We start from the raw sequence: 6,364 nt of genomic DNA, 5'->3' as shown, positions 1-6,364 counted from the left end.
CACCCCGAAAGTTAGTTATTTTGCAGCAATGTCAAAACAAGAAACGTCCCGACGTTCGCGGCGGAGAGGTCGCTTGAACAAAGTTTATATGCTATAAGGGTTTCAGGAGTAATTCAAGCATTCTGCCCCGCTCAAACTTTTGTGTAGGCAGACAGTTTGGCACTCCGAAACCCGCACGAACGCAAAGCGTGGGCACGTTTGTGGCGAGTTTATGACGACACACCGCTGAGAGAAATTAATTGTAAATTTGAAATATTAAAATCGACAAAAAAATGAAAAAACTTCAATTCAAAAAGGAAATAAACGCAACCTCTCAAAAAGTCTATGAAACGATGTTGGGTTTAAAAGACAAAAGCACCTATGAACATTGGACGTCAGCTTTTAATCCTACTTCTACCTACGAAGGAAGTTGGGAAAAAGGAAGCAAAATTTATTTTGTAGGCGTGGACGAGAACGGAAAAAAGGGCGGAATGGTCTCTGAAATCGAAGAACACCACCCAGCTAAATTTATATCCACAAGGCATTATGGTTTTTTGGATGGCGATGTTGTAGTAACAACAGGTGAAAAAGTCGAAAAATGGGCAGGCGGACACGAAAATTATTCATATCAAGAAATCAACGGAATAACAACTGTAACAGTAGATATGGACACAATTGACGAATATTTGGATTATTTTAAAAACACATATCCGACAGCATTGCAAAAATTAAAAGAGATTTCAGAACGATAATCTAAGTTATGATAATCATTAAAACTATTTACGAGCAACAATCATTAATATGTTTTCGACAGACAAAGAAACAGAACTTGTATTGCTTCAACAAGAATATAAAACCGCCTCGATAACACGGGTTTTGCGTCAGGCAGGTCGACATAAAAACTTGGAGTTTTGTGCTTATTCAATTTTTGTGTGGGCTGACAGTTTGGTGCTCCGAAATCCGCCACTACGCCAAGATGCAAAACGTTAGCTGAAACCATAAAAGACAGACGACAGTGCAAAAATTAACGAACAGGCATAGGACAGAAAAGCTCACCCGCAAAATGGCACATCTGGTTTTTACCAACACACAGCCCAACGCTGAAAAACCAAAAGAGCCAATTTTTTTCCAATGCACTGACAACGTTCCAAACAAAATACTTATCTTAAACAACTGAAAAAAGAAAATAAAATTGAAGATGGAATTAAAACAATTGAAACCAAGAAAGGCACTAAACAAAGCCTTTTTAAAAGTAAAACCTAATAGGACTGAAATTGAAGTTTTAAAGACCAATCTTGTTACTTTACTCGACAGGACAAACGACACCGAAAGCGAAGAGTTTCATAAAAACTTAATTTCAGACTTTCTCAAAGACACTTACTACAAACAAAACCATTTCATAAATACCAAAGGTCGAAACGACCTTGTTATTCATAACGGACCAAATGCAAACACGTCAGTAGGAGTAATCATTGAAGCTAAAAAGCCGACCAACAAAGCCGAAATGATTTCAACCAAAAAACTGAACACAAAAGCATTTCAGGAATTGGTGTTGTATTACTTACGTGAGAGAATTACACACAAAAATCTTGAAGTAAAACATTTGGTGGCGACCAACATTAACGAATGGTTCATTTTTGACGAACATATATTTGAAAGACTCTTTGCTCAAAATAAATCATTCGTAAGACAATTCGAGAACTTTGAAGCAAGCAAGAAAACAACAGACGTTTTTTACAAAGAGATAGCCGAGCCGTATATTGAACAAATTTTAGCTCCCCTCCCTGAGGGAGGGGCTGGGAGAGGGATTGAATTTACTTACTTCAACATTCAGGATTATACTCCCCTCTTGAGAGGGGCTGGGGGTGTGTCGAAACACCTCCCTGCCCCTCCTCAAGGAGGGAAAGACAATTCGCTGATTGCACTCTTCAAACTTCTTTCGCCAGAACATCTTTTAAAACTTCCTTTCACCAACGACAGCAACAGCCTTGACAAACGCTTTTACAGCGAGTTGTTGCACATCATCGGACTGACAGAAACCAAAGAAGGAAGCAAGAAACTGATTGAACGAAACAAAGCAGGTGAACGCCACACGGGAACAATCCTTGAAGATGCTATCATTCAGCTTGACAGCTTAGATAAACTTAGTCGATTAGAAAAGCCAAACCAATTTGGCACCACACAACAGGAACGACTTTTTAATGTGGCGTTGGAACTTTCCATTACTTGGATAAACCGCATTTTGTTTTTGAAGTTGTTGGAAGCCCAACTCATCACCTATCATAAAACTCCCCTCTCGAGAGGGGGCGGGGGTGTGTCAGAATATAAGTTTCTCAACCTTGACAAAATCAAAAACTATGACGACCTGAACAGCTTGTTTTTTGAAGTGTTGGCTCGCAAGTATGACGAGCGAAACGAAGATGTAAAAAAGACTTTTGAAAAAATTCCTTATCTAAATTCTTCACTTTTCGAGCCGACCGACATTGAACAGCTTACTTTGTTTATCAGCAACCTGAAAGACGATAAAACCATTCCGATTTTTTCGCAAACCGTGCTGAAAGACCAGCAAGGCAAAAAACGGACAGGCAGTATTTCCACGCTTCAATATTTGCTTGAGTTTTTAGATGCTTACGACTTTGGAGCAGAAGGCGGAGAAGAAATTCAGGAAGACAACAAAACGCTAATCAACGCTTCGGTTCTTGGATTGATATTCGAGAAAATAAACGGTTACAAAGACGGTTCGTTTTACACTCCCGGTTTCATCACAATGTATATGTGCCGCGAAACCATTCGCAAAGCCGTAGTGCAGAAATTCAACGAAACAGCCAGAAAGTCCCCTCTTGAGGAGGGATTTAGGGGTGTGTCAAATTCACAAGAAAGCAATAGAAGACAAATAATCCCATACAATCCCAAGCTAAAAGAACTTGCCAGAGAACTTAGAAATAATAGCACCAAATCTGAAATAATACTTTGGAAAGAATTGAAAGGAAAGTTTGAAGGTAAGTATGATTTTCATAGGCAAAAACCGTTGGATAACTATATCGCTGACTTTTTCTGTAATGAATTAAAACTCGTCATTGAGATAGATGGCGAAACTCATAATTGGGAAGAAGTTCAACAAAAAGATTTTCAAAAAGAAACGAGATTAAACGAATTGGGATTAAATGTTTTACGATTTCCTGATTCAGACATTTTAAAAAATTTAGAGGCTTCCTTAGAAACCATTCACCAATACATTACTGGATATGAAAAAGGAGATTTGACGGAACTTCAATATGAAGAATCTCCTTTGAATCCGCTTACGGGTTATCAGGGTATTACTGACACACCCCTAAATCCCCTCTCCAGAGGGGACTTGAAAGCATCCTCTTCGAATGGGGAGTTTAAGACGCTTGATGATGTGTATGAGCAAATAGGCGACAACAGACTTTTTTCACGTCAACAAGCCAACAACATTGTAAACAGCATCAAAATTTGCGACCCAGCCGTGGGTTCAGGGCATTTTCTGGTATCTGCCCTCAACGAAATTATTGCCATAAAAAACGACCTGAAGATACTTGAAGACAAAAACGGCAAATCGCTCAACCGCTACGAAATTGAAGTTGTAAACGATGAATTAATTATAACGGACGAAGACGGCGAACTTTTTGAATACAACCCTGGTTCCACAAGCTCACCGCGCGCATCAGAGAGTCAACGCGTACAAGAAACCCTTTTCCACGAAAAGCAAACTATTATTGAAAATTGTCTTTTCGGTGTGGACATCAATTCCAACTCGGTCAAAATTTGCCGATTGCGTTTATGGATTGAGCTTTTAAAAAATGCTTATTATAAAACCTATATAGCCCACGGTTTAAACCGTGGGCTATGGGAATTGGAAACATTACCGAATATTGACATAAATATTAAATGCGGAAATTCTTTGGTGAGCCGTTTTCCAATAGACCAATCCATAACCCACGTTTTCAAACGTGGGAGCAAGTGGACAATTGATAGTTACCGTCTTGCAGTTGCCACTTACCGAAACGCCGAAAGCAAGGAGCAAAAAAGAGCAATGGAACGACTGATTGCCGATATTAAATCGGATTTCAGAAGTGAAATTTCTTTGAACAACCCCAAAGTAAAGAAGCTAAGCAAACTATCAGGCGAGCTTTTCCAAATGAGCAACCAGCAACGACTTTTTGATATGAGTAAAAAGGAAATTGCCGATTGGAACAAGAAAGTGCAGCAACTGACCGAAGAAATCAAAAAATTGGAAACCGAAATTGAAGAAATAAAAAGCAACCGGATTTTTGAAAACGCTTTTGAGTGGCGTTTCGAATTTCCCGAAGTGCTGAATGATGATGGCGATTTTGTGGGATTTGATGTGGTGATAGGAAATCCGCCGTATTTGATTGTTTTTGATGAAAAGATTAAATCATTCCTAGAACAATCATATCCAGAGTTTAAACGGAATAATGATTTGTTTGTAGCATTTTTCAAACTTGCATTTTCTATATTAAAAGCAAATGCCAATTTTTCGTTTATTACACCTAATACCTTTATAAAAGGTGATTACTTTAAATCAATTAGAACTTTTTTATCGTCTGAAAAACAAATTGAAGAGATAATTGACTTTGGCAATGTTATAATTTTTGAAGGTGTGAATGTTTTTTGTGCAATAACTTCTGCGTCAAATAAATTATCGTCAAAAAATTGGTTATTAAAAACTGACCTTGATAAACCAAAAGGATTCATCGAATCCAACACTACCGATTTTATTTTGAAGAATGCTGTAATATCAAGACTTGACAAGCTACCCAAGTTTGAGCACTATTTTTTAATAAAGGATGTAGGCTTTAATTATTGGTCTGAAGGTCGGGGAAAAGTTCGTGGTGGTTCAATTGGTAGCAGAGTTTTTTACAATGGCGTCAGAGATAAACTAAATGATATACCATACATAAAAGGCGGTGACATTCAGAAGTATTCAATTTCGTTTTCTAATAATTATCTAAAACATAATTGGAAAACCTTTTTAGACGAAAACGATACATTCCGTTTTAGCCAAGAATTAATGGAGAGAGTGCCAAAAATAATTTATAGACAAACAAGCAATAAAATTGTAGCTGCAATTGATTTCAATAAAAATTTTAATGACAAAACCGTTCACATAATTGTAAACAATGAAGAAAACAATTTTGATTTAAAAGCAGTATTAGCAATACTAAACAGCAAAATGATTAATTATTTCTTCCAATCATTCAAAGAAGAAGAAGGTCGTGCGTTTGCACAGGTAAAAACTGTCGACATCAAAAATTTACCTTTCGTTATTCCGAACGAAACACTTCAAATTGAACTTGCTGCATTAGTTAATCAAATTTTGAAATTGAAGTCGCAAGACAATTCAGTAGACACCAAAGACTTGGAAAATGAAATCGACCAATTGGTTTACCAGCTTTACGACCTGACCGAAGAAGAAATAAAAATTGTGGAGGGAAATGGATAAATCCATTCATAAAATATCAAATGTCCATTATAGCCCACGAATTAATTCGTGGGCTATAATAACGGAAATGGACAAATCATTTAACATATCATTAATTGCAAACCATAGCCCATGGTTTAAACCGTGGGCTATGGAAATGAATAATGAAAACCAAAAACGTTTTAACGGTTTAAAAAATAACAAATGAATATGCCACATTCATTCAATAAAATATGGATACACGCCATTTGGACAACCAAAGAAAGAGAGCCGCTCATTCATCCGAATGTTGAAAATAAAATTCATCAATTCCTATCCGAACAATTACGTGCACAAGGCTGTCCTGTGCGTATAATTAACGGAATGCCAGACCATATTCATTGCTTGTTTCTGCTAAGTCCCCAAAAATCAATTGCAGATGTCATCAAACAAATAAAAGGCAGTAGTTCTCATTTTATCAATCAAAATAATCTAATTGCTGATAAATTCACTTGGCAAACTGGCTACGCTGCATATTCCGTTTCCGAATCCGGAGTTGACCGGGTGTTTGAATATATTAAACATCAAAAAATACATCATCAAAAGAAAACATTTCTGCAAGAATATGATGAGTTCATAAAATTATATGGACCCAGCAATAAGTGAGAATATTGAAAACCAAACCATACCCCCGGTTTAATCCGTGGGCTAAAAAACAAATTGAACGGCTTATTGCCAACAATGAGAAAACCATTAACGGAAAAGGATATACAGTAACAGACAAAAATGAAAAATAAAATGGAAATCAAATTACAATCAACAATCACTTGCCCCAACTGCGGATACAAAAAAGAAGAAACAATGCCGACAGACGCTTGCCAATATTTTTACGAATGTGAAAATTGTAAGACCGTTTTAAAACCACAGCAAGGCGACTGTTGT

Annotated in this window: 4 protein-coding genes; all 4 read left to right on the top strand. The window is 37.0% G+C overall.

The annotated features are described in order from the left end of the window. Positions 1 to 272 precede the first annotated feature (272 nt). Positions 273 to 731, top strand: a complete 459-nt coding sequence (locus C0430_RS08130; RefSeq protein ID WP_290867903.1) for an SRPBCC domain-containing protein — start codon at positions 273 to 275, stop codon at positions 729 to 731. A 446-nt stretch (positions 732 to 1,177) separates the two neighbouring features. Beyond that, the gene (locus tag C0430_RS08125; RefSeq protein WP_290867900.1) at positions 1,178 to 5,464 is read left to right on the top strand and encodes a DUF559 domain-containing protein; all 4,287 of its coding nucleotides are present in this window, start codon (positions 1,178 to 1,180) and stop codon (positions 5,462 to 5,464) included. Between the two features lie 183 nt (positions 5,465 to 5,647). After that, the gene (tnpA, locus tag C0430_RS08120) at positions 5,648 to 6,088 is read left to right on the top strand and encodes an IS200/IS605 family transposase (protein ID WP_290867897.1); all 441 of its coding nucleotides are present in this window, start codon (positions 5,648 to 5,650) and stop codon (positions 6,086 to 6,088) included. 132 nt (positions 6,089 to 6,220) lie between these two features. Beyond that, positions 6,221 to 6,364 (top strand): GDCCVxC domain-containing (seleno)protein (locus C0430_RS08115; protein ID WP_290867906.1); only part of this gene is annotated, 144 nt, incomplete at its 3' end.

It is taken from the genome of Flavobacterium sp. (assembly GCF_013823965.1).
GTDB lineage: Bacteria > Bacteroidota > Bacteroidia > Flavobacteriales > Flavobacteriaceae > Flavobacterium.
This window is presented reverse-complemented; position numbering and strand designations above follow the sequence as displayed.